A 23152-nucleotide genomic window follows, 5' to 3' on the forward strand; every position below is an offset into this window, starting at 1 on the left:
GCTCGTATCCCCTATTTTTTCATGCTTGTAACCCCTGTAAAAGCCTTGTAGGTAAAGCCTACACTAAAAGGCCTTTTAAAGGTAAGGGGGCGCAGCCCCCTTAAACCCCCGAAAGAGAATATGGTGCAAATACGATCATCGGGATATTGAGACAAAATATCTTTAATCATAAAACAAGGAGTAAATGATGGCTGGTGTAAACAGAGTAACCATTTTGGGCAACTTAGGCGCAGATCCGGAAATTCGAGCAATGCCGAATGGCGATCTTGTCGCAACCTTAAGTGTCGCGACAAGCCGCACATGGAAAGATAAAACCTCCGGCGAAAACAAGGAATTGACGGAGTGGCACAGAATTGTGCTGTATCGTCGAGTGGCTGAAATTGCTAAGGACTATTTGCACAAAGGTAGCAAAGCATACTTCGAAGGCTATCTTCGTACACAAAAATGGACTGACAATAATGGTGTTGAACGCTGGACGACGCAAATCATTGCTGAAACACTTCAACTGTTAGATCCAAAACCGACTAACAGTGAAGCAAAGAATGCACCAGCACAGAGTTCACAAAGTTCATCTGTAAAAGCGCAAGAGCCGCCGCTTGACTTTGATGATATTCCATTTTAACTGCTGGTAAATATAGTGAGGTTTCATGATGAAATTTAAGATATGGGGAATCCTTCTATTATCTCTGGTTCTCAGTGGTTGTGCGGAAATGACCGCACTTAATCAACGCGTCGGAGATTGGGCGGAGCAAGCGAATCGCTCACTCGGTATGATGAGTACGACTTCAATAGCCCAATCAACCCTTGATGACAGTACGACATCAGCGCGGCAGATTGATACGCTATATATTCGTTTTAAGCGTGAATTTGGCTTTATGACGCGTGAAGAGGCAATTAGAGAGCATGGAGGCTCTAAAGGTTCGAATAACCGTCTATGGGCTGAAGAAGTGCTAATTGGTAATGGTTTTATCCACGATGCCACACCTGGGGTTTATTACCATTTGGCGGACTCCTTTAACTACGGTTATTTGAGCATTGTATTGGAAAAAGAAGATAAACGAGTCCTGGTGAAGTGGTCTGTCAAGACAAACGATAACGCGAAAGCCGCACAGATTAAGCAGCGGATATTGAAAATTATATAACAATAAAGACATTCTCCTTAGTCATTTTATCCCGGCGCAAGCTGGGATTTTTTTATCCAAATCTAAGAAATAATTTCTTATATCTTATTTTTTTTATTTTTTGTAATCTAAGAAATAAGAATTCAATAAAGGGAGTACAAAGATGAAGGTGTTAATCAGAGCTATCTCAATTATTTTATTTGTTATCGTGAATATGATGGGTTTTAGCGTATATGAGAAAATTTCGGCTCAAATGCAAGATTCACCATTTAGCGCAATACATTCCCTAGGAATACTTTCAATGATGATCTGTGTTGTGATTCTTTTAGCAAGAAAATAATAAGTATAATAATGTGAGGAGATAGTATGCCTACTAAGTATGTTAATGAAGCTTTATGGAAAAAAATCGAAGAGATGACAATTTCCACGGTAATAAGGACTCAATCCATGATTAAGGAAACTGAAATTTTACATGCTATTCTTGCTAAGGGGCTGGAATCCGTTTCAGAATCTGATTTAGATGAGTATGTTGATAAAAACAAGAAAAAACCTGAGGAGTCAATATGAGTGATCTTGGTGCTAGAGAGCAGTATGATGAAGATTTAGAGATTATGGAAAAACTCATTGCTCTAGAATATAAATTAAATGGATTTGATTATTATTTTGAAAAACTCCACAACCAACGTATGGAGAAGAAATTTATTTTATTTTTGATAGCCCTAGGAGTGATGAGTTTTTTAATGATTTTTTTAATCTATATTTTTGATTTATCATTTTTATATTTAACTATATTATTCCCCGTATTTATATTTGTTCCTATTCTTGCTCTATCTCTTAGAGATGATTACAAATATATTTTACACATAAAAAATAAGGCAAGAGAGCGATATATAGAGTACATATTTATTAGAGATAACACTCCCATTGATGACTTTTGCAGAACCATACTGCAACATGGAAAAACACTTGAGGAACAAGTTAAAGAAAAATATTTATTAGATTAACGGTGAAAGATGATTAAAAATTTTTGAATAGGAAATACCATGAATGCTAAAATTTTTCTAGATGAATATCACATTGACTACAAAATTATTCGTATAAAATACTTGGAACGTGAAATACAAAAAATTGAGGCTGGGATAATAAAAGCATCCTCACAAGAAATATTAAATGATATTCTTTTTGGGTATAAAAAAGAACTTGATAAATTAAAAAATTCAGAGCTATCTGATTAAATTCTGATATAAATTTCCGCTAGAGATACCTATTTCCCATTAGAGGGTAGAAAAAATGAAAAAATTAGGCTTAATAATTAATAGATTTTCTGGACTAATGTTAATAGTGATTATTATGCTTGTTTTTTTTATTTTATTGTATCTAAAATTAGACGCTATCAATAAGAAAGAATCTGCAATAGAGTATAAAATAGAGTGCTATTCAAATGGTAATGTTTTTATGAGTGATATTGGTAAGGAGTTAGTTAGGTTAGATGGGACTTATACTTATGTTTCAATAAAAATAGGTAAAACTATGATTATTCCACAGAATAATTGTATTCTTTCTTATGAAAAAGATTATAAATAACTAAAAGTTTTTAAGTGGAGGGAGGAATAATGGGAGTAAAACTAAATATGCAAGCCTTTGTGCGAAATAGTCTTCCCGGTTTAAGTAATGAGGATGTAATTGATATAACCGATCGCATTTTAAACCAAATAGGCTTCGTTCCTAGAAATTTTATGGGGTCTAAAGAAAGTGATAATTTTGAGAGTTTATTTAAAGCAAAATTTTCTGAAAATTTTAGTAAGTATAAAGAAATTACCCCATATGAGTTTTTTCTAGTAAAGAAAAAAATAGAATCCGAATCAGGATTGTTAAAAGCATAACTTTATTATATTGAAACACGAGGTAGATTATTATAATTATGATAGATCATCCAAAGTACATAAAAATCCCTGATAATCAAGGTAACTTAGTTCGTATACTAAAGTCACATCGTTTTAGAGATACGAAAAAACTTTATTATATCGAACCTAAGTTTATTTTAAATAATGGGGAAATCGTGCGAAAAGACGTTAATGTGATGATATTTTGTTTTTAGTTATGGGATGAATTTTTCCATTTTATAACTAAAATCTAAGAATTTTGGTAAGGAGAAAGCTATGACCACTATGCATGAAGCATCTAAAAAAGTAATGTTAGACTTATTTGGGGGTAATCCACTGGAAAGCCTGATATTATTGGTAAATCCTTTTGTGTCATTATCTTTTTTATTAATTTGCTTTATTATTATGAAACTTAGTGTATCTTTGGGAAATAATTATTTAAAAAATAACATGGGTCATGGGATTGGTATTCTGTTGATTTCAACGTTTATTTTATTTATTTTTTCTACAACCGCCCCTAATTTGATTTACATTGTTATTTTAAAACTGGCAATAATTATATATTTAACTGCAAAAACATACAAATCAAGATAAATAAAAATTTTGATATGGTGTGTGATATGGCAAGAAATTTCACCGAAACTGAATGTGGTATTGAATTACAATGTTCTTGCTGCAAAAAATATTATCCCGCAGATCTTGAATTTTTCTATAAAGAGAAAAAAAGCAAATGGGGATTACACTCTTGGTGTAAGGCTTGCTATGAAGAAAATCCCAAACAAATTGCTAAAAGACGGCGTTGGAAATGTGCAATGAAATCCAAAAAAGTTGCTCAATCGGATAGCCCAAAAATAGGATAAATGTTGTTTAGTATTTAACTCTTATACAAAAGGATTTCTGACAGTGAAACTTATTGATTACTCAATTCTGTTATGCATTATAGTAGGATATTTCCTATTATTTATACTTAGCACTGTTTTACATATTAGCTATTTTTATATTATTGTACCCTTAAGTATTTCTATAATCATTGCTATACAAGCTAAATTCAAAAGCCTTAACCATCTAATTGACTATATTTTAATAATGGGCTTGGTTTTTTCATTCATTAATATAATTGCAATTTATGTAGTAATACTGCTCTGGGCGAGAGGATGACACATGAAACTTTTTCTTTGTGAAAAACCATCTCAAGGGCGTGATATTGGTAAATTTATCGGGGCGATTCAGCGTGGTGACGGTTTGCTTGCGAGTGCCGATAAACAAACTATCGTGACGTGGGGAATTGGGCATCTCATGGAACAAGCCGATCCGCATGATTATGATGAAGCTTATAAGCGTTGGTCTATTGATGATTTGCCTATCGTGCCGGCGCAATGGCAAATGAAAATAAAACCGGACACCGCTAAGCAGTGCAAAATTGTGCTGGGTTTGATTAAAAAAGCCAGCCATATTGTGATTGCAACCGATCCTGACCGTGAGGGGGAAGTGATTGCGCGTGAGCTACTTGATGCCGCTAATTATCGTGGTTCATTACAGCGTTTATGGCTATCCGCACTTGATGACGGTAGCATTAAAAAAGCGCTTTCTTCTTTAAAATCTGATGCTGAAACTCGTCCGTTATACGATGCCGGTTTAGCACGCTCTCGCGCAGATTGGCTTGTTGGCATGAATCTCAGTCGTTTATTCACGTTGCTTGCACGTGAACAGGGGCATGACGGGGTGTTATCTGTCGGGAGAGTACAAAGCCCGACATTGGCAATTGTGGTACAGCGTGACCGTGAGATTGCGAATTTTATCGCTAAGCCGTTTTATGTATTACCGGTTATCTTAGCTAATTCGCAAGCGCAACAGTTTATTGCGTACTGGCAAACCCCTGAAACGAGTTGTGATGATGAGGGACGGTGTGTTGATTACATGCTCATTCAATCGGTAGCGGCGCAATTATTCAGCCTCGGCAACGCAAAAGTTATTCAGCTCGATACCAAGCGCATGAAAGAATCGCCGCCGTTGGCATTCGATTTGGGGACGTTGCAGCAAGCCTGTTCACGATTGTGGGGGCTGGGCGCGCAGCAGGTGCTTGATATCGCACAATCGTTATATGAAACTCATAAAGCGACAACCTATCCACGTACAGACTGCGGTTATTTGCCAGAATCGATGATTGCCGATATTCCACACGTTATCCGTGCGGTTGCTCATGCCGATCCCAATTTAAAGCAAATCATCAATCATTTAGATCTTTCGGCACGCTCTCGGATTTGGAATGACAGCAAAATTACTGCTCACCACGGTATTATTCCGACGACGGGTCAGGTGGATTTAAGTAAGATGAACCAAGATGAATTACGTGTTTATGATTTAATTCGTAGGCATTATCTTGCGCAATTTTTGCCGTTATACGAAGAAGACAGAACCCATGTGCAATTGCAAAGTGGCACGCATATCTTAACGGCGGCTGGCAAAGTCGTGATTAAAAAGGGGTGGAAAATCCTATTTACACAACATGCGACGGATAATGATGAGGAACAACAGGGATTACCACTATTATCACACGGTGAGGCTTGCCGAATTTGTCAGGCAGAAGTGCGGTCTATGCAAACATCGCCGCCAAAGCCTTATACGGAAGGTACGTTAATCAGTGCAATGAAAAACGCCGCAAAATTTGTGCAAGATCCTCGCTTGAAGCAACGATTGAGAGAAACCGAGGGGCTAGGCACAGAAGCAACTCGCGCCGGTGTGATCGAAACCTTGCTCAAGCGCGGCTATTTGGTGAAGCAGAAGAAAAATATTGTTTCAACAGTCGCCGCCGGCGCATTGATTGACAGCTTACCGTCGATTATCAAAGATCCAGGTATGACGGCGTTATGGGAGCAGGCACTCAATGATATTGCCCATAACCAACTCAAGTTAGCCGATTTTATGGCAAAGCAAGATGCGTTTATTCGTCATGTAGTGCAGTCCTCAAGCGGTATTTCGATGAAAATCAGCAGCACGCCAACGAAAATTTGTCCCCAATGCGGTGCGCCGATGCGCAAACGCAAAGGTGCAAACGGGGAGTTTTGGGGCTGTAGTGCTTATCCAAATTGCAAAGCGATCGAAAATATCCGCGGCCCTAAAAAACGAACGAAACAACAGGTTTCTAAGAATATGAATGCGTTACGACAAACATTGAAAAAAGAGAGAGATGTATGAGTGTGATAGCGGTGATTTTACTGATGTTCAGTGGTGCGAATGTTTATATCGGTCTAGATTACTTAATTCAAAGGCGCTTTGGTCTCTTTTGGGGACACACTTTTTTGGCAGCCGTGATCTTGATTGAAGCACTGAAATTTCCAATTCGGTTACATGGATGAGCAACTATTTTGAATGTTCATCATTTTATCATTACTAGAAAATTAAGGGGTAATTATGCCTAATAAAACATCCAAAATATCCTTGTTTGTATCTAAAATATCTACATTCGTGGCGATTATTTTATTCGGTATTTTTTTGCTTCTATCTGGTATTTATACCGTTGATGAAGGTGAAAGAGCGGTCAAGTTGCGCTATGGTAAAATTATCGATATTGCTGAACCGGGATTGGGCTTTAAAATCCCGTTTATTGATTCAATTAAGAAAATTTCGGTACAAAATAAAAATGCCATTGCAAATAATGTACAGGCCTACAGCCGCGATCAACAACCTGCCGTTTTGACTGTGTCGGTCAGCTACCATATCCCGCCATCAGAGGTGAGCGCACTGTACTCTCAGTATGGTAGCGAAGAAAATATGCGTGATCGTCTTTTAACCCGGCAACTCTATACACAAATTGAAAATATTTTTGGAAAATACAATGCTATCACGGCGGTACAAGAACGACCACAGTTTGTTCAGGAGCTCAGTGATGCCGTAAAAAAAGCCGTATCTGGTCCGGTTATTATTGACGGCGTTCAAGTGGAAAATATTGATTTTTCTGATGCCTATGAGAAATCGATTGAAGACCGAATGAAAGCAGAGGTTGCCATTGCGACACGCCGCCAAAATTTGGAAACCGAAAAAATCAATGCTGAGATTGCTGTTACGCAAGCGAAAGCACAGGCTGATGCCAGATTAGCCTCTGCTCATGCCGAAGCGGAAGCTATTCGCTTAAAAGGTGCGGCTGAAGCTGAGGCAATTAAGCTAAGAGGAGAGGCGTTGCGGCAAAACCCATCGTTAGTGAATTTAACGTCTGCTGAAAAATGGAATGGTGAACTCCCTCAAACCATGATCCCCGGTAGTAGCGTTCCTTTCTTGCAATTACCTGCAACGGCAGTCGAAAAAGCAATTCAATAGCCCGTTACGGCAGCCGTCTCTAGTAAAGACGGCTTTTACTGTGCTATCATTGTTTCATAACCCCGTTTGTAGTTTGTCGGCATCAAGCTACGCCCTACGACTGTTAAGGTACAGCGAACTCACCTTAGCAGGCAAGCCCAGATGTCCGCTAGAGCATTCTAATTGACTTGAACCTTTAGAATGTGACGCATTCTGAAACTCGGACTTCATTCCTTGCGAATGGCGAATGCATTCATATCATCGAGGTGATCGGTTATCACCTCATCTTTTTATCAAGGTTATCACGCAAAGATCAGAATATATTGCAATCAGTGTATTCCGCTCTTTGCGTTATCGCAGCTGTTTATCATAACCGGTGCTCGCCGGTGAAACAATGAGAGCCCTTTGTGCTTAGTAAAGCGCCTTGCTGATAATCGATTTGTGGCTACATAGTAATCGAGGATTTATGACGGTAGTAAATAGATTTTAACGAGGATCGATGTTATTAACCGGTTCATTCGTCTCTAGCCTTACTTCAAATATGCGCCTTATTGCGCATTCCCATCATCGGCTTCATCGCCATTTCACCCGAAGCCGCTGTTTTTTCAGCGGCTTCCCTCTTTACCGCTTTTTTATCATAATTTTTTGATTTTCCTATAAAATAAATTGTTTCAAATACGAGAATAAAAAAGCCTTATTTTTTGGGCAAAGATACGCTTAAATGGTCCACATTAAGCCACTATCGTTGATAGCACTTAAGCCCAAGCACCCGGTCTGAAACGTGCGGTTCTCGTAGAGAACGATGACCAGCCCAATATGCCTAGCGCACTCTGAAACAGGCAGTAAGTTTTACCTTACGAGTGTTTACTTCAAACCTACTTGTCTATTACCCGAGCGGTGAACGTTTATCCCGTGTTGGGTTAGATGTTTCTCCGCTTTTTTTATTTCTGAGGAGAAACATTATGACTACCCAAACTTCAAATGATAAAGATACCATCTATTTCAACCTTCACTTAAACGGATTGGCTTACATTAACCGTATTCGCGAAGTGAAACCGAAAAAAGGTGATAGCTTTTATGCGTGTTCGTTAGCCTTTTTGCGTGGCGATTCCGATAATACCGAATATACCTATGTTGATGTACGGGTATCCGGCGAAAAAGCGAAATCGCTTATCCAGCGCAGTGAACAAGCTTGCAAAGAGGAGAAAAAAATCTTAGCGTCTGTTACCGTCGGTGATATTTATCCTGATACCTTTGTCTATGAGAAAGGGTCAAGAAAAGGTGAAACCGGCGTAATGTTGAAAGGCCGTTTGTTACGCATTAAATCCTTAAAGATTGACGGCGTGTTAAAATACAGTGAAGCAGCCCAAAGTAATGCACAGACTAACACAGAACAGTCCGAGGCAAATGCTTAAGCTGAACAACAAGCAGCATAATCAACTCGGTCAATATCTTCGGATATTGACCGATGTTACCTCAAGTTATTATTCATTTACCCCATTGGGAATATTTTCCCATGGGAGATATTCCCCTGATTTTTTATTTTAGGAGAGTATCTATGAACCTCAATACTTATGCAAAATTTGCACCGACAGTGTTTGTTGCAAAATGCCCTGAAGCGCATACGAAAGGTGACATTATCGTACTTACCAGTAAGTACGGCAAAAAAACCGAAGTAGAAGTGTTCAATCTTGTGAAACAACACGATGATTGTTACTTCTATTCGTTTGTCCGTTGTGATGGCTTAGACAGCCAAGCGCGCGCCCAAGCGAGAGCCGAGCGTTATCAAAGTTATGCGGCAAATGCCAACAAACGCAGTGAGCAACACTGGCAGGCAGCTCAAGAAGGCAGTGACTTTTTAAGCCTTGGTGAACCGATAAAAATTGGTCACCATAGCGAGAAAAAACACCGTGCCTTAATTGAACGTAATGCCCGTCGTATGGACAATGCGGTTGCCGAAATGGACAAAGCAAAAAGCTATGACCATAAAATTACCTACTGGGAAGCGATGGCTGGCAAAATTGATTTGTCCATGCCAGAAAGTTTGGATTATTTTGCATTTGAATTGGCAAAAGCCAAGGAAAAACATCAAATATTGAAAAATGAACCCGAAAAACGTGAACACAGTTATTCACTGACTTATGCCAAAAATGCAGTTAAAGAGCTCGAGAAAAAAGTCTCATTAGCGCAGCAACTTTGGGCATAATCACGCATTTTCCATTATTTACCCACCAGGGGAATATTTCCCTGTGGGAGATATTCCCTCATTTTTGAAGGAATATTCTATGTCTCAATTATTAACTACAACAGAGCAATCTGTGATCAACTCAGCCCTAGCGATTTTGTCTGGCGTAATGGAAAGTCACCCCATCTACAAAGCAGGAAGGCTTTTGATTAATGATTCTGAAATCGCTAAAAATTACCTGAAGTTGCTGCTAGGGCTTGAAGAGAGGGAACAATTTTGTGTTCTTTTTTTGAATAACAATCAAGCATTGATTAAATCCGAAATTTTATTTTCAGGGACAATTAATGCCGCGCATATCTATCCGCGCGAAATCGTGAAAAAAGCCCTAGAACTCAATGCAGCTGTGATCATGTTGGCTCACAACCATCCTTCTGGCAATCCCAATATCAGTGATTCTGATAGGGCAATTACCGCGAAGATTAAGGATGCATGCGAATTAATTGATGTTCGTGTGTTAGATCACATCATTGTCGCCGGACAGGAAACCACGTCATTCGCGGAACAAGGTCTGTTATAGATTCTACATTAAGAGGAAATTGATATGAAACAAGGTATTTACATCAACGGTAAAAAAGTGATTGAAATCAATGAAAACACGGTTATTCAACAAGTTTTTAGCGGTCATCCAGACTCGGTACAAGTTGCTGGCGGACAAGTTAAAAATATGATTGCAGGTAATATGACCATCTTAGGTGATGGTGCTGTTTTGGCAGCGCCAAATGCTTATCTCATCGTCGATGGGCAAGTCATTACATTGGACCAAGGCCCCACTATCCAAATTGAAGTAGTCGGTAATGTGGCGCGTATTGAGTCTGTTACAGCAGCGGTCACGGTGAACGGCAATGTCGGTCGTGCAGATACCACCAGTGGTGATATTCATGTGACAGGTGATATTGCGGGTGACGCAAAATCGGTCTCTGGCAATATTGATTGCGACACACTGCATGGCGATGCCAATACGGTTTCAGGTAACATCAAAATCCGTTAATTTACTGTTATTTTTACACTTCCGAAGGGAAATTCATTCCCTTCGGGAGTGGATTTCTCGCTTTCGTTCTTTTATGAAAGGAGAAATATTATGGGACTTTTAACCACATTTTATACCAACTCTGTCAGCCACTGCTTGCCGGAATGGGAAAATATTCTTTTCCGCTTCCGTCGCTCAGTAGAAGACAAAGACGTTTGGGAGCAGGCTCGTTACAGTGAGGATATACCGCACTTGGGCAATGTTTATCAAAGTCTGGTTCTTAGCAATCTGGAAAACCTGTTTTGTGAACTGAGTGGTTTGACTGAGCCGTGGGAAGAGGCTGATATCAACTGTTTTGTGAATGGTACAGATACTCACTTCTGCATTGATGGTGAAGCAATTTGTACCGAAGCAGATTTTTTTAACGCTTTAGCGGTCTATACCGACGAGGCAGCTTAATTTTAACTTTACCCTTGTGGGAATATTCCCACAAGGGATATTCCCTCGGTTCTTAGAAGGAATATCACAATGAAAACACAAACCGTAGTTCTTGCCATCAAGTCAAATGATATGTCGGCAGATTTAAAACGTCTTGGGTTGGGTTATCTTCATCAACTCAGCTTTGAAAATGCGCTATTTTCAAACATGGATCGCCTCTGTGCTGATTATAACGGCGGTGATTGGTCACTCTATCTTCTGCCGAACAGCGGACTTTATTTTCAGTTGGAAACTTCCGCTGATACATTACATCTCGTTAGTCCCGGTGGGCGCAAATATCATTTAAGTCCACAAGCGGCTTCTATGGTGGCGAATTTATATGCTTTCAGCCAACTGTCGTTTTGTTCTGCAGAATATGCGGAATTGTTTGGGCGGTTTTATCATCTGCTACGCAATTATATTTTTGGAGCTGGTGGTGAATTTCCAGCACATCCAGAATCCAGCTTAATTTATGCGTTGATTGATTGAAAATATTATTGTAAGTCAAAATATCAAGCGGCTACTCACTGGGTAGCTGCTTTTTTATGTTTTTTGTTCGCCAGAAAAAAATAATAAATGCTTATTTCCAACAGTCACCATTGCTACAGTGGTATCACATCAAAACGAAGGAAGTTTCTTAATAAGTAAAGGAAAACGTGTGAGAGAAATACTCTTTGGTTGTGCTGAAACAACGGCTTATTATCGGCGTGTGTGTGATGTTATTTTCACCTATCGTCTGTATGAACCTTATACATTACACATCAGTGAAACAGAAGCCACATTAACATTTTTTAATTTTTTTCGATACTGCCGCAATTTAAAAACGGGGCGAATTCGTGCTGAATATTTTTCACTAAAAACGCGTCTCTGGCAAAAAGACACCTGCTATTACCATAAAGGCGATTATCGGTTTCGGCATTGTCCGGACATTCGATTATATAGTCGAAGTGGCGGTCTGCTTTATGCAATACAAGGAGCGGTTATTACTCAGTTACACCGTGATTTGCATCAAGGTATTTTTCATTCGGTGTGTGAATCATTAATTCATAAACGTTTCACCTTCTCACCGGTGTTTAAAAATACGCTTACCCATGACAAAAGGATTATGGCTTGGCTATGGCAGCATTTTTTAGATCGCCCAGTGATTTCAATGCTGGCACGGTTAGGTTACTTCCGCTGTATGACATTGAGCTATTATGCGTTTTATCAACCGCACCTTAGCGCATTTAATCAGGTTGCAGACGATTATTCTAACTTACTTCCATTACTACGCCATATTAAACCGCGATATTGGCGTGATCCGAATTTGTTCAGTTATGCGTATTGGGTTGATAAACTGGGGGAAGCACAACTTCATCCGAAACGATGGAAAAAGCCCTATCATTTTCAACTTCCGCAATCTAAGGCGGAGTGGCGATGGTTGAAAAGACAGTCACATGATGTTGTCCGCCGTTGGGGTGGTGAGGATTTGTATTATTTCGTTTCACACGGCATACAGGAAAAATTACCGGTCTGTTTAAACCATTTTCTATTCCAAAGCCACTCAATATGGCAAGATTTCGGGACTACACAACAACAATTAGCCGTTCTCCGTCTGTTTATCCGTTTTTCCCTTCACCGTTGGCGTACCGAAGGGATTGTCCAGCTACGTGAATATTTAAAGACCCGTGCGAAAGACGAGGTTTTAGACTGCCGAGATTATTGGCTAAATTCAGTGGAAGAACAACATGTTCCCGCATCATGGGAAAATTTATTGGTGCGAAGTCGTCAGTGGCATGAAAGACTTATTAATGCTGAAAATCAGCTGCGAGATGAAAAACATCAGAGGTTACTGCAATATCATTGGACATCTTCAGTTGAAACCTATCAATTAAAACACGTGCAATTTACCGCACTGACTTCTGGCCAAGCACTATTTAATGAAGGGCAAGACATGCATCACTGTATTTTCAGCTATGTTCAGCGTTGCATAGATAATCGCTATCGTGTGTTTTCCGTGGAATATCTGCTGGGAAATGACACGCACCGCGCAACATTGGGCTTGTACCGCACTTCTGAATCTGCCCCTTGGAAGATTGAGCAACTGAGAGGCCCGTATAACCAACCCCTTTCCACAACAATAAAAAAAATCAATCGGCTATTTTGTCAATATTTTAATCAGCAACAAGATATTGCTCCATCTAATGTGCCATTACCTCAAACCTAAAATTTTTTATCAATTTCTCGAAAACAATTAATTATTCAAATTTGTATGTGCTTTCGCCATAGTGCGTATTGTCGGCAATGATAAATTCAGATATAGGGAGAGCGTAATGATGAATAAACCGATAATTGTCTCAGCTTTTATCCTGGTATTGAGCGCATGTACACCGCACTTACAAACCAGTGATACCAGTCAATCTTACCCATTACCGGAGTATCCGATACTGGGTTCTCAATCGATTAATCAAGAAAACATCGTATTGAATCAGCCGTTATCGCCACCGAAGCCACAAGAACGGGTGATCACCCCAGATATTTATCAAACGACCTATACGGAGAATCCGGAAGTCGTTCGCTATGATCGCTATTTGCTGCTCGGCGCAGCTCCGCAAGGTGGGCAAAAATACCTGTTAGATCAGTTGGTCGAAGTGAATATCGCACAACGCAATAAGAAGCAATTTACGGCGACAGTTGAGCAAGGCTTTAGAGCGGCCCTGAAAGAGAGTGGTCTTCAATTGTGCAGTGGTCATTCTGATGTGAGTGTTTTGTTTTCCCGACCGCTACCGAAAGTCCACTACCGCTTTGGTCCGATGCAATTACGCGATGCGCTACAAATGTTAGCCGGTCCAGCGTATGAGCTAACCCTGAACGACATCACCCGAACCGTGTGTTTCAATCAACGAGATGTTCCGCAAGTGCGGTCACCAAAAGTGATTTCAACCTCGGTTGAAACCATCACACAGGTAATTGCAGAAGACGAAATTGACAATTAGGAGGCATGATGACGCGCGCACCATTAAAAATCTCTTTTGCGCTAGCTGCTTGCTGGGCATTTGCGCTTTTAATGCCCTCGGTGGTTTCAGCTAATTCCGCGTTACCTGTTCTTACCTTGCCGTCGGTTCGCAAACACGTGGAAAATATCGATGCGACAGTTCAGGGAGCACAAACGCAAGAAAATGAACGTACTCAGTCAAAACACGCTCAACCAAACCATATACAGTCAAAACAATGGGGGCTTGATGAGCGGGAGTGGGAACGCTATGAAACCTTGAAACGCAGTGAGCGCGGAATTTGGTCACCAAATCTTGATCCGCTAACCATGCTAGGCATTGAAGCCGAAAATGAGCTTGAGCGCATGAAATATGCCCGTCTTTTAGCAAAAAAAGAGTTTGAGCGAGTCGAAAAAGAACTCAAATTTCAATTGGCGTATGATGCCGCGTTTAAAGAGCTCTATCCGAATATCAATCCAATCAGTGAGCAAACCATGGATGTCAATCATGGGCAAGACAATGGACGATTGGTCTTTTTTACTCGGACGGAAAATTGTGAGCGGTGTGATGTTGCGCTGACGGATGTGCTACAAAGCGGTAAAGCGGTCGATATTTATCTTGTCGGCACGAGCAATGATGATAATGCAGTGCGTCGTTGGGCGCAAAAACATCAAATCGACATTGAGCAAGTCAAAGCACGCCGTATCACTCTCAATCACGATCAAGGATATTGGTTTACGCACGCAAACGGTAAAATGCCCGTGGTATTTAAGGGGGGAACATGGGACGTGGTAAAACACTATTAGTCAATTTCTTGCTCTTGCTATTACCGATTTTTATCGGTTCTGCTGCAGCTATTCCACCGATGTATCAGCAAATCGCCGCTGAACAAGGTGTGCCGGCGGAAATGCTGTTTGCCATCTCTCTGAATGAAAGCAAAACAAAATTAACCTCAAAAGCGGTGAAACCCTGGCCGTGGACACTGAATGTCAAAGGTAAAAGCTATTTTTATCCAACAAGGCAAGAAGCATGTTCAGCGTTGGAAAATTTTGTTCGGAAATTTTCGTTAAAGAATATCGATGTTGGGCTTGCACAGGTCAATATCGGCTGGAATGGCAAGCATTTTTTTGCCAGTCACTGCGCAGGTTTTGAGCCAATGGAAAATCTTCGAGTGGCTTCTATCATCCTAAAAAATTGTTATCGAACCCACAAAGACTGGGTTAATGCAGCCGGTTGCTATCATCACCCGAAAGGTGGTACGCCGGCGGCGCGTTACAAACAAAATATTCGGACACATTTAGCCAAAATCAAAAAAGGGGCTTATACCTCGCCTGAAACAACAATATTACCGTTGCACCCGCCACAAGAAATTTCTGCACTGCCAATTAGAACCGTTGAGCAAGGTATTGAATCTATTCTTTACATGCCTGAGCCGGATACCGCACTTCGCTGGATTTCCCCGCATCAAACACAATTAGTGTGGCTTGAGCCTAAACAAAATAAGGATTTATGATGAAGACAAGACTGAAAAACATGATTTTGACGGTATGCTGCAATATTTATCACACGATCAAGCAATCAAAACAGTCTTCACCATAATTTGGAGAGAAAAATGTTATGACAAATGATGCTGTATCGACCCCGGATGCGCTGACGCATGTGTTACGCGTCATTGCATTAAGTACACATGACCCCGTTGTTCGTGTTTTTTGTGAGCAGACCTTAAAAGAGGGTGCGGAGCAAATGCGACTTGCATTAAGTGAAACCTGCTGGCTGACCGATTTAGACCACCTTAGAGCCACAATCAGCCGTGCTATCGGTATGGACAGTATGGAGAAAACAGGATGAGCCGATTATACCATGTTTGCCTTGTAATGCTTGCGGTATTGAGTAGCCAGATTAGTGTAGCAGCATTGCGCGTGATTGCCGATGTCGGCGGTGAAAGTGCGGTGCGCTTTTATGAACCGTTGCAACCGGTGCATGATGACATGGCAGATGTCTATCCAAACGCCGTGCCGCCAACCTTGGAAGAAAAAGATTTACTGCCGATTGTGTCGCATTTGATGTCGCCGGGCAAGGTCAATACTCAAACATTTTCACAGCCGTTAGTCGGTATAGAGCCGCTCTTTTTGTTGGGCAGCGACGGCTATTCGCAACAGTGGCTGCATAAAAATAAAGTGCGGCTATTAGAACTGAATGCGACAGGTTTGGTAGTCAATGTCAGTAGCTTTGACGAGTTGCTTCAACTTCGCGCAATTGCGCCGGAGCTACCGCTCTTGCCGGTGAGCGCAGATGATTTAGCCAAACGCCTCAATTTATCGACGTATCCAGCGTTATTAACTGCCGATGGGATTTATCAATGAGTGATAAGCATGTGATCGAAACCGTATTGCGCCCAGCAGTTGAGCTAAATACCGCCGTAGTTGCGCTTTGCGCAGCGGTAATTTGTCTCTACGCCCCTTGGTCAGTTGCTTTAACGCCCAGTATCGGTTATGGCATGGCAGCAGGTTTTGCTGGTCTTGCCTACGTGCGCGCAAGACAAGGATTGATGATTTTACGTCAGCGTAAAAATATTCGTCGCCTGCCGTATTACGCTCTGAGCAGTAAACAAGTACCGATCAGTCAGCGTTATTTATTTTTAGGGAAAGGGTTTGTTTGGGAGCAAAAGCACACACAGCGGCTTTATAGCTGTTTGCGTCCGGAAATGGCGGACTACGTGAAGATGCCGGCGTATTATTTATGGGCACGTGAAGCTGAAAAGCGGTTTGAGGATAGTTTGCCTTGGTTGGCAAGATGGCTGGCAAAAGACGTTAGATGCAATCCGTTTCGCCCCTTGCCGCCGGTTGGCGGCAGTCCACTGATCCACGGGATTGAATTGAACGAAAGTGATGTGATGATGCCGCTGGGCGAGCGCGTTGGACACACTATTGTATTGGGGACAACACGGGTTGGGAAAACACGATTGGCTGAATTACTGGTTACGCAAGATATTCATCGCGGCAAAAAAGCGGACGATCGCGAAGTCGTTGTGTTTTTCGATCCGAAAGGCGATGCGGATATGCTCAAACGGATGTATGCCGAAGCGAAGCGTGCTGGGCGTGATAACGCCTTTTATGTCTTTCATCTAGGTTGGCCCGAAATTTCAGCACGATATAATGCTGTTGGGCGTTTTGGGCGCGTATCCGAGGTTGCTGGGCGAATTTCAGGACAGTTAAGCAGTGAGGGAAACAGTGCCGCATTTAAGGAGTTTGCATGGCGGTTTGTCAATATTATTGCCCGTGCGCAAGTAGAATTGGGGCGCAGACCAGATTACCCTAGCATTGCGCGCTATGTACAAAATATCGATGAATTGTTTATTGATTACGCTACACATTATCTGGGAAAGCACGATCCAAAAGCCTGGGACAGTATTGCGGCATCTGCATCCAAAATTAATGATAAAAATACGCCACGCAATATGATTGGGCGTGATCCACGCGTGGTTGCACTTGAGCAGTATTTAACAACGAGCAAAATTTATGATCCCATTTTAGACGGCTTGCGAAGTGCGGTACGCTACGATAAAACCTATTTTGATAAGATTGTTGCTTCACTTCTGCCATTGCTGGAAAAACTGACCACGGGTAAGATTGCCGAGTTGCTCGCGCCAAATTATAACAATATTCATGATGAGCGACCGATATTCGACTGGCAAGAAGTCATTCGCAAACGTGCGATTGTGTATATTGGATTAGACGCGCTATCGGATACCACAGTAGCAAGTGCGGTCGGTAATTCAATGTTTGCTGATCTCGTCTCGATGGCAGGTCATATTTATAAGTATGGCATTGATGACGGCTTGCCGGAAGAACTAAGCGGTAAATCAAAAAAAGTAGCGATTAATCTTCATTGTGATGAATTCAACGAACTAATGGGGCAGGAGTTTATTCCGCTGATTAATAAAGGTGGGGGCGCAGGGATTCAAGTCACGGCGTATACGCAAACCTTGTCTGACATCGAAGCGAAAACTGGCAATAAAGCCAAAGCGGGACAGGTGATCGGTAACTTTAATAACTTGATTATGCTACGCGTGCGAGAGCCGGCGACAGCAGAGCTGCTAACCAATCAGTTGCATGAAGTAGATATACTGAAAAATACCACGATTTCGGGCGTAACGGATAACAGTGATCCGAGCAGTCACCAAGATTTTACCTCCAATACGCAAGACCGGATCAGTGCTGAAAAAGTGCCGATGATCACACCGTCAAATGTAATACAGTTGCCAAAAGGACAAGCCTTTGCTTTACTGGAGGGCGGTAAATTGTGGAAAATCAGAATGCCATTACCCGTTTCTGATGGTGATGAGTTTATGCCGTCGTCCATTTTACAACTGGCTGGCTATATGCAAGAACATTATCAAACTGGCGAAACCCTTTGGTCACAAGCGGCGTACCATTATTCACCGTCCGCTGAAGCGATTGCCGCCTTTGAAAAATTAGTAGAAACCCCCATCTTGCCAATGTCCGATAGCTCAGTTGAATAAAGGAAAAATAAAATGAAATACCGCTATGATAAAGATGATTTACGGGTCAGTAATCTCGCCGTATCTGGCCCAGAAGCGTCGGTTATGCCGATGCTGAACACGCATTTGCAAATCGGTTTATACGATCAACATAAATCGCTCAAAGCCTTATTACGCTATTTTGCCGAGCAAAATTTTGAAGTGACACCCTTATTCGATGCGATACACCGTAGTGAGGAGCTCAGAACCTATGTCGTGAAGCTGTCCCATGATATTGATGATGAAATTTTGTTACAGTGTTACGTTGAGCCGGTCAATGCTAGTGAATTACCCTTTGATTTTGACACTTCGCTTCAAATCGGTAAGGTACATTAAATGGCAGCAGAACAAGGGCAAGTCCGTGAAGTGCGCCAAGGGCTGTTTAGTCGGTTATTCTCCCTGTTCAGCCGAATTCTCGGCGTGCTGATCATTTCATTAATTTTAAGTATTCTTTTTGAGTGGATTGGGATCACATGGTTCTGGCCAGATGAAGGCTATCGCCATAGCCAGCAGATGATGCTGACGGAGATAAGTTGGTTTACTTCTGATTTTACCCAAAGCCTGTTACACACCTCCCCACATGGTTTTGCTGAATACGTGATTACTCAGGTACACGAGTACCTTTTTGTGAAAACTGGCTTAGCGCGCTGGCTTGAGGCGCAGCATGCGCATGGTAGTATGTCGTACTATGTCTATTTTTATGCTCGTGCTTATATTGAATCCATTATCTATGTCACGATCACCTTTATTATTCGGGTACTCATTATCGTCTTCACCTCACCTTTGTTTTTGCTTGCCGCTATTGTGGGCTTGACCGACGGCTTGGTGCGGCGCGATATCCGCCGATTTGGGTATGGCTATGAATCTAGCTTTATCTATCACCACGCCAAGCGCACCGTATTTCCGATTTTAACGGTGGCTTGGATGATCTATCTTGCTATTCCATTTTCCGTTCACCCCAATTTTATTTTAATTCCCGCGGCCATATTGTTGGGATTAGCCATTTCAATCACATCCGCCAGCTTTAAAAAATATTTGTAGATATTGGTACGCTGCGACGGAATCAGCGTAGTATATCTTTATGAAGGGCTATTTGAAGAAATTGATCGTAAACCTCGCTATCAATTACCATCGGTATCATTGTTATTTGATATATTTTCATAAGCATTAATATGCGGTGACGACCATCAAGTACACAGCAGTTACTCGATAGTTCGGGATACTCAATCTCGCCATTGGATAGATAACACTTGATTTTGTACCAACGTTCAGGGTGTATTGTAAACGGCTGATACATTTCTGAAAGAATCTTAAACCCATCAACATACAGTATTTTATAGTTATTCTGAAGAGCTGGGTTTACATAAAAATGAACATCGGTAAAATTCGGATAGATCATATTTTCTGTATCATCTGGGATTTCCTCAAATGATGGGAATGGATATTTATCTAATTTTGTTCTGAGTAGTGCCATTGGAAATCTAGCAAACCACTCCGGTTTTGTATTTGACTCCCAATATCCATCTTGTGGCAAACCGAAAAAACAATCAATGCCTGGCCTTGTTCCCTCTGATTTTGTCATATTTCCTCCGAATACTTTCTAAAAATAGCAAAATTTTTTTGTTTCAAATGGGAAAATAATTTCCTATTAAATTTTTATTTTAATTTTCGCACACTGGCTCTCGCAGAACGACAACAATGCGAGGGAAATTATGCGGAAATTCATACCATACTTCATTCTGTTTATGCTGACTCCATTTGCCCATGCTAATGAACAAATGGAATTAGATCAAGCCATCAAACAACTCAATGCAGCAGAGCAATCATTGCTTCGCGCACAAGCCAATGCAAACGCCAATATCTCAACACGCTTTTATTTTGACTACAGCAAAGCACGTCAAGATATTGCGACCGTTCGTGCCGGTATTCATCGTTATCTCAATACCAACCGCGCTCAACCTCGTCCTCCGACAGCTATTAAAGAGCTGAGCGGAGATTACGAGAAAAGCCGTAAGGGGTATTGATGAGTACGGAAAGTATTACCGCGTATGAATCCATCGCAGGCTCAGTTTCAGCCAGCTATGTTCTGTTTGTCGGCGTATTCGCTGCGTTCTTTTTCATTGTGATCGCGTGGATATTTAACAGTGCATACAAAGGCTGGGGGCGAAATATGCTGAGAAATGAAGATTTGGGTGTGATTTTCGTTAGAGCAGCCGTGTTATTGACCATCGTTTTATTTGTCGTTCTGTGATGTGCCTATTATTTACTTTCGCTTAAGGAAAATCACTATGAAATTTCTATTCAAAAAATATCTCCAACACTCTCGCACAATGTTTCAAGGGAAATGTCTCGCACTATGGGCGTTAATCAATGTATTTACCGCAAATACCGCACTTGCTGATTTGCCAAAGATGGAAGACCCCTCGCGTGGGGCTGGTAAGGGGGTTATCGAAACAATCAAAAACTATGCCTATGACGCGGGTATTTTAGCCGGATTACTGATTTCAGCGGTTGCATTTTATCAAGTTGCCAGCAGCTGTTTGGCAACCTACCGTGAAATCAGTGACGGTAAAAAGAAATGGAGTGATCTCGGTATGACCGCGCTGGTTGGGGCAATTTTAATTGTGATCATAATCTGGTTACTAACCAAAGCTGCCGATATTTTGTAGTTCATCTTCATTCAGATAAACAAGGAGTCACGCGATGTCGAGTAAAAATGCAACCATTGATTTTTTGCCAGAGCGTCTTAATCGCCAACCAGTGATTTTTCGCGGTATGACTAATTCTGAGCTGTTTATCATGTTTGGTAGCGGTTTTGTATTTGGATTCGTACTGGGTATTGCTGCTGCAATTTTGGTCGGCGAATGGGCATTAATCCCGACACTCGCGTTGCTATTTGCTTTTGTCTTTGTGTTGAGCGGTGGCAATGTCATCGCGCGTAAAAAACGCGGGAAGCCCGATACATGGTTTCCGCGTTGGATAGAAATGAAGTTCGGACGAAACCGATTATTAATCCCGATCAGCGAAACCAAACGTTACTGGTCAATACGTAGAGGAACAAAATGAGTATCTATAAAAACATTTTGAAAGATAAAGACAATCATATCAAAACACTGCGTATTGTGATTGTTGGATTATTTTTCGTTATCGCTGTGCTGGCGGTCGGCTGGGGAAATGCGCCTAGCCGTTTACAAATTCATATACCGCCGGATTTAAAAGCTGGCAGTCAGCGCCCGTGGTGGGAAATTCCGCCGGCAAATGTCTATGGTTTCAGCTTTTATATTTTTCAGCAACTCAATCGATGGCCGACAGACGGTAAAGAAGACTATAAGCGCAATATTTCAGCATTGCGTGCTTATCTCACACCAAGCTGCCAAGACTATTTGGAGCGTGATTATAAAGAGCGTGACAGCTACGGTGAGCTGACTAAACGGGTGCGCGGAGTGTATGAAATTCCTGGACGTGGTTTTTCGCAAGATCGCGTACAAGTACTCAGTCAGGATGATTGGATTGTAAACCTCGATCTCAGTACTGATGAATATTATGGCGACGAAGCGGTTAAACGTTCACTCGTGCGCTATCCATTGCACGTCGTCAGATATGACGTGGATTTGGAGGCTAATCCATGGGGACTGGCATTAAATTGTTATTCGGAAACGCCGAAACGATTAGAGCGTGCCACCGAAGAACTGACAAAGTAAATGTAGAGGTTATCACATGAAAATGAAACAACAATTTTTATTCGGTATATTAGGCCTGTTCACCGTTTTCTTTGCGCAAGCAGAAGTGTTGGTGAAGTGGCAACGCACACCGATTCCGATCAGTTTATCCGTTGATAACGAGCGGATTATTTTCGTTGATCGCAATGTGAAAGTCGGATACCCACCTATTTTAGATAATAAACTGCGAATTCAAAATGCCGGCGGCGCACTCTATTTAAAACCGACGCAACCGTTTGAGAAAACACGGTTGCAGTTGCAAGATATGGCAACTGGCGAAATTATTCTACTCGATGTGCAAAGCCAAGCTACAACGTCGAATGTAGAGGCACGCAGTACACAAGAGCCAATTCGTATTCTTTACGATGTCGCTGTTGAAAGTAATCGCGCGGTGAAAATGCCCTCTGTAGATGTGGAAAGGGAATCCCTATCATCAGCTTCTGCTTCGATTAATCCTAAACCAAGTTTACCGATTCCGGCAGCATTGACGCGCTATGCCGCACAATCCCTTTACGCGCCGTTAAGAACGGTTGAACCGTTAGAAGGCGTTCGTCGCGTTGCAACACGCTTGCCGAAAATGCTCACGACCTTATTGCCGGCTGCTCCAATTACTGCAACGCCGTTAGAAAGTTGGCAGCTAGGGGAATATGTAGTGACCGCTATTCGTTTAAAAAACCGTTCTGCCACTCGTATTACGCTTGATCCACGCGATTTGCAAGGACGTTTCTATGCAGCAACCTTTCAACATCAGTGGCTTGGGATTAACGGCACATCGGAAGATACGACAACGTTGTATTTAATCACCGTAGGCAGTGCCGATAAGGCCGTCATTCCAGCGGCTAATCAACAAAATAAGGCAAAACCAGTGAAAAAAACCGTGAAAAAGATGATAAAAACCACGGTGAATACAACACAGCAAGTCATTGAATAGCAAG

The 23152-nt window shown here is 41.5% G+C and carries 33 protein-coding genes; 32 read left to right on the forward strand and 1 reads right to left on the reverse strand.

The genetic code is table 11. The features are described 5' to 3' along the window. The first annotated feature begins 187 nt into the window (after window positions 1-187). The 26 genes from ssb (at window position 188) to ACQ31U_RS10940 (ending at window position 19539) form a co-directional block, all read left to right on the forward strand. Window positions 188-622: a single-stranded DNA-binding protein gene (ssb, locus tag ACQ31U_RS10815; protein WP_431054336.1), complete on the forward strand. Its 435-nt coding sequence runs from the start codon at window positions 188-190 to the stop codon at window positions 620-622. 25 nt (window positions 623-647) lie between these two features. Further along, window positions 648-1142, forward strand: a complete 495-nt coding sequence (locus tag ACQ31U_RS10820) for a hypothetical protein (RefSeq protein WP_431051948.1) — start codon at window positions 648-650, stop codon at window positions 1140-1142. A gap of 345 nt (window positions 1143-1487) precedes the next feature. Beyond that, on the forward strand, window positions 1488-1688 hold the full coding sequence (locus tag ACQ31U_RS10825; RefSeq protein ID WP_431051950.1) for a hypothetical protein: 201 nt from the start codon (window positions 1488-1490) through the stop codon (window positions 1686-1688). Continuing rightward, window positions 1685-2125, forward strand: a complete 441-nt coding sequence (locus ACQ31U_RS10830) for a hypothetical protein (protein ID WP_431051952.1) — start codon at window positions 1685-1687, stop codon at window positions 2123-2125. The genes ACQ31U_RS10825 and ACQ31U_RS10830 overlap by 4 nt, the downstream gene beginning before the upstream one ends. A gap of 39 nt (window positions 2126-2164) precedes the next feature. After that, a complete protein-coding gene (locus tag ACQ31U_RS10835) occupies window positions 2165-2356 on the forward strand; it encodes a hypothetical protein (protein WP_431051954.1) in 192 nt (63 codons plus the stop codon). A 55-nt stretch (window positions 2357-2411) separates the two neighbouring features. Next, window positions 2412-2705 carry a hypothetical protein gene (locus tag ACQ31U_RS10840; RefSeq protein WP_431051956.1) on the forward strand — a complete coding sequence of 98 codons (294 nt, stop codon included), beginning with the start codon at window positions 2412-2414 and terminating at the stop codon, window positions 2703-2705. Window positions 2706-2734: 29 nt separating this feature from the next. Beyond that, window positions 2735-3004, forward strand: a complete 270-nt coding sequence (locus ACQ31U_RS10845; protein WP_431051958.1) for a hypothetical protein — start codon at window positions 2735-2737, stop codon at window positions 3002-3004. 276 nt (window positions 3005-3280) lie between these two features. Then, window positions 3281-3598 (forward strand): hypothetical protein, encoded by a 318-nt coding sequence (locus ACQ31U_RS10850; RefSeq protein ID WP_431051960.1) that lies wholly within the window; start codon window positions 3281-3283, stop codon window positions 3596-3598. A 26-nt stretch (window positions 3599-3624) separates the two neighbouring features. Continuing rightward, window positions 3625-3864 (forward strand): hypothetical protein, encoded by a 240-nt coding sequence (locus tag ACQ31U_RS10855; protein WP_431051962.1) that lies wholly within the window; start codon window positions 3625-3627, stop codon window positions 3862-3864. Between the two features lie 301 nt (window positions 3865-4165). Beyond that, window positions 4166-6199, forward strand: coding sequence for a DNA topoisomerase III (locus ACQ31U_RS10860; RefSeq protein WP_431051964.1), 2034 nt, complete (start codon window positions 4166-4168; stop codon window positions 6197-6199). Between the two features lie 216 nt (window positions 6200-6415). Continuing rightward, window positions 6416-7318, forward strand: coding sequence for an SPFH domain-containing protein (locus tag ACQ31U_RS10865; protein ID WP_431051966.1), 903 nt, complete (start codon window positions 6416-6418; stop codon window positions 7316-7318). A 941-nt stretch (window positions 7319-8259) separates the two neighbouring features. Continuing rightward, entirely contained in the window at window positions 8260-8712 is a 453-nt protein-coding gene (locus ACQ31U_RS10870; RefSeq protein WP_431051968.1) for a DUF3577 domain-containing protein, read from the forward strand. Window positions 8713-8855: 143 nt separating this feature from the next. After that, window positions 8856-9503 (forward strand): DUF3560 domain-containing protein, encoded by a 648-nt coding sequence (locus ACQ31U_RS10875; protein ID WP_431054337.1) that lies wholly within the window; start codon window positions 8856-8858, stop codon window positions 9501-9503. A gap of 79 nt (window positions 9504-9582) precedes the next feature. Then, window positions 9583-10059 (forward strand): JAB domain-containing protein, encoded by a 477-nt coding sequence (locus tag ACQ31U_RS10880; RefSeq protein WP_431051970.1) that lies wholly within the window; start codon window positions 9583-9585, stop codon window positions 10057-10059. 24 nt (window positions 10060-10083) lie between these two features. Continuing rightward, complete coding sequence (locus tag ACQ31U_RS10885) at window positions 10084-10530, forward strand: hypothetical protein (RefSeq protein WP_431051972.1); 447 nt, start codon at window positions 10084-10086, stop codon at window positions 10528-10530. A 90-nt stretch (window positions 10531-10620) separates the two neighbouring features. Beyond that, the gene (locus tag ACQ31U_RS10890; protein ID WP_431051974.1) at window positions 10621-10968 is read left to right on the forward strand and encodes a hypothetical protein; all 348 of its coding nucleotides are present in this window, start codon (window positions 10621-10623) and stop codon (window positions 10966-10968) included. 69 nt (window positions 10969-11037) lie between these two features. Then, window positions 11038-11475, forward strand: coding sequence for an antirestriction protein (locus tag ACQ31U_RS10895; RefSeq protein WP_431051976.1), 438 nt, complete (start codon window positions 11038-11040; stop codon window positions 11473-11475). A gap of 169 nt (window positions 11476-11644) precedes the next feature. Beyond that, window positions 11645-13192, forward strand: a complete 1548-nt coding sequence (locus tag ACQ31U_RS10900) for a PcfJ domain-containing protein (RefSeq protein WP_431051978.1) — start codon at window positions 11645-11647, stop codon at window positions 13190-13192. A gap of 106 nt (window positions 13193-13298) precedes the next feature. Next, entirely contained in the window at window positions 13299-13961 is a 663-nt protein-coding gene (locus ACQ31U_RS10905; protein WP_431051980.1) for a hypothetical protein, read from the forward strand. A gap of 5 nt (window positions 13962-13966) precedes the next feature. Next, a complete protein-coding gene (locus tag ACQ31U_RS10910) occupies window positions 13967-14764 on the forward strand; it encodes a TIGR03759 family integrating conjugative element protein (protein WP_431051982.1) in 798 nt (265 codons plus the stop codon). Further along, window positions 14740-15471, forward strand: a complete 732-nt coding sequence (locus ACQ31U_RS10915) for a lytic transglycosylase (RefSeq protein ID WP_431051984.1) — start codon at window positions 14740-14742, stop codon at window positions 15469-15471. The genes ACQ31U_RS10910 and ACQ31U_RS10915 overlap by 25 nt, the downstream gene beginning before the upstream one ends. A gap of 104 nt (window positions 15472-15575) precedes the next feature. Continuing rightward, window positions 15576-15806 carry a hypothetical protein gene (locus ACQ31U_RS10920; protein WP_431051986.1) on the forward strand — a complete coding sequence of 77 codons (231 nt, stop codon included), beginning with the start codon at window positions 15576-15578 and terminating at the stop codon, window positions 15804-15806. Then, the gene (locus ACQ31U_RS10925; protein ID WP_431051988.1) at window positions 15803-16321 is read left to right on the forward strand and encodes an integrating conjugative element protein; all 519 of its coding nucleotides are present in this window, start codon (window positions 15803-15805) and stop codon (window positions 16319-16321) included. The genes ACQ31U_RS10920 and ACQ31U_RS10925 overlap by 4 nt, the downstream gene beginning before the upstream one ends. Beyond that, the gene (gene traD / locus ACQ31U_RS10930) at window positions 16318-18480 is read left to right on the forward strand and encodes a type IV conjugative transfer system coupling protein TraD (protein ID WP_431051990.1); all 2163 of its coding nucleotides are present in this window, start codon (window positions 16318-16320) and stop codon (window positions 18478-18480) included. Before ACQ31U_RS10925 ends, traD begins: the two co-directional genes overlap by 4 nt. A 12-nt stretch (window positions 18481-18492) precedes the next feature. Then, window positions 18493-18834: a hypothetical protein gene (locus tag ACQ31U_RS10935; RefSeq protein WP_431051992.1), complete on the forward strand. Its 342-nt coding sequence runs from the start codon at window positions 18493-18495 to the stop codon at window positions 18832-18834. Then, window positions 18835-19539 carry a TIGR03747 family integrating conjugative element membrane protein gene (locus tag ACQ31U_RS10940; protein WP_431051994.1) on the forward strand — a complete coding sequence of 235 codons (705 nt, stop codon included), beginning with the start codon at window positions 18835-18837 and terminating at the stop codon, window positions 19537-19539. Window positions 19540-19561: 22 nt separating this feature from the next. On the opposite strand, the gene ACQ31U_RS10945 is transcribed toward ACQ31U_RS10940, so the two are convergent. Then, window positions 19562-20080, reverse strand: coding sequence for a hypothetical protein (locus tag ACQ31U_RS10945; RefSeq protein ID WP_431051996.1), 519 nt, complete (start codon window positions 20078-20080; stop codon window positions 19562-19564). Window positions 20081-20210: 130 nt separating this feature from the next. Between ACQ31U_RS10945 and ACQ31U_RS10950 the strand changes: the two genes are divergently transcribed. Genes ACQ31U_RS10950 through ACQ31U_RS10975 form a run of 6 tightly spaced genes read left to right on the forward strand, consistent with a single transcriptional unit; the run spans window position 20211 to window position 23148 of the window. Further along, entirely contained in the window at window positions 20211-20522 is a 312-nt protein-coding gene (locus ACQ31U_RS10950) for an RAQPRD family integrative conjugative element protein (RefSeq protein WP_431051997.1), read from the forward strand. Continuing rightward, window positions 20522-20749: a DUF3262 family protein gene (locus ACQ31U_RS10955; protein WP_431051998.1), complete on the forward strand. Its 228-nt coding sequence runs from the start codon at window positions 20522-20524 to the stop codon at window positions 20747-20749. Before ACQ31U_RS10950 ends, ACQ31U_RS10955 begins: the two co-directional genes overlap by 1 nt. Before the next feature lie 37 nt (window positions 20750-20786). Then, window positions 20787-21167 (forward strand): TIGR03745 family integrating conjugative element membrane protein, encoded by a 381-nt coding sequence (locus tag ACQ31U_RS10960; protein ID WP_431052000.1) that lies wholly within the window; start codon window positions 20787-20789, stop codon window positions 21165-21167. 34 nt (window positions 21168-21201) lie between these two features. Then, on the forward strand, window positions 21202-21564 hold the full coding sequence (locus ACQ31U_RS10965) for a TIGR03750 family conjugal transfer protein (RefSeq protein WP_431052002.1): 363 nt from the start codon (window positions 21202-21204) through the stop codon (window positions 21562-21564). After that, window positions 21561-22199: a PFL_4703 family integrating conjugative element protein gene (locus ACQ31U_RS10970; protein WP_431052003.1), complete on the forward strand. Its 639-nt coding sequence runs from the start codon at window positions 21561-21563 to the stop codon at window positions 22197-22199. Before ACQ31U_RS10965 ends, ACQ31U_RS10970 begins: the two co-directional genes overlap by 4 nt. Window positions 22200-22221: 22 nt before the next feature. Then, entirely contained in the window at window positions 22222-23148 is a 927-nt protein-coding gene (locus ACQ31U_RS10975) for a TIGR03749 family integrating conjugative element protein (RefSeq protein ID WP_431054338.1), read from the forward strand. Window positions 23149-23152 lie beyond the last annotated feature (4 nt).

Source organism: Testudinibacter sp. TW-1 (assembly GCF_050613185.1).
GTDB lineage: Bacteria > Pseudomonadota > Gammaproteobacteria > Enterobacterales > Pasteurellaceae > Chelonobacter.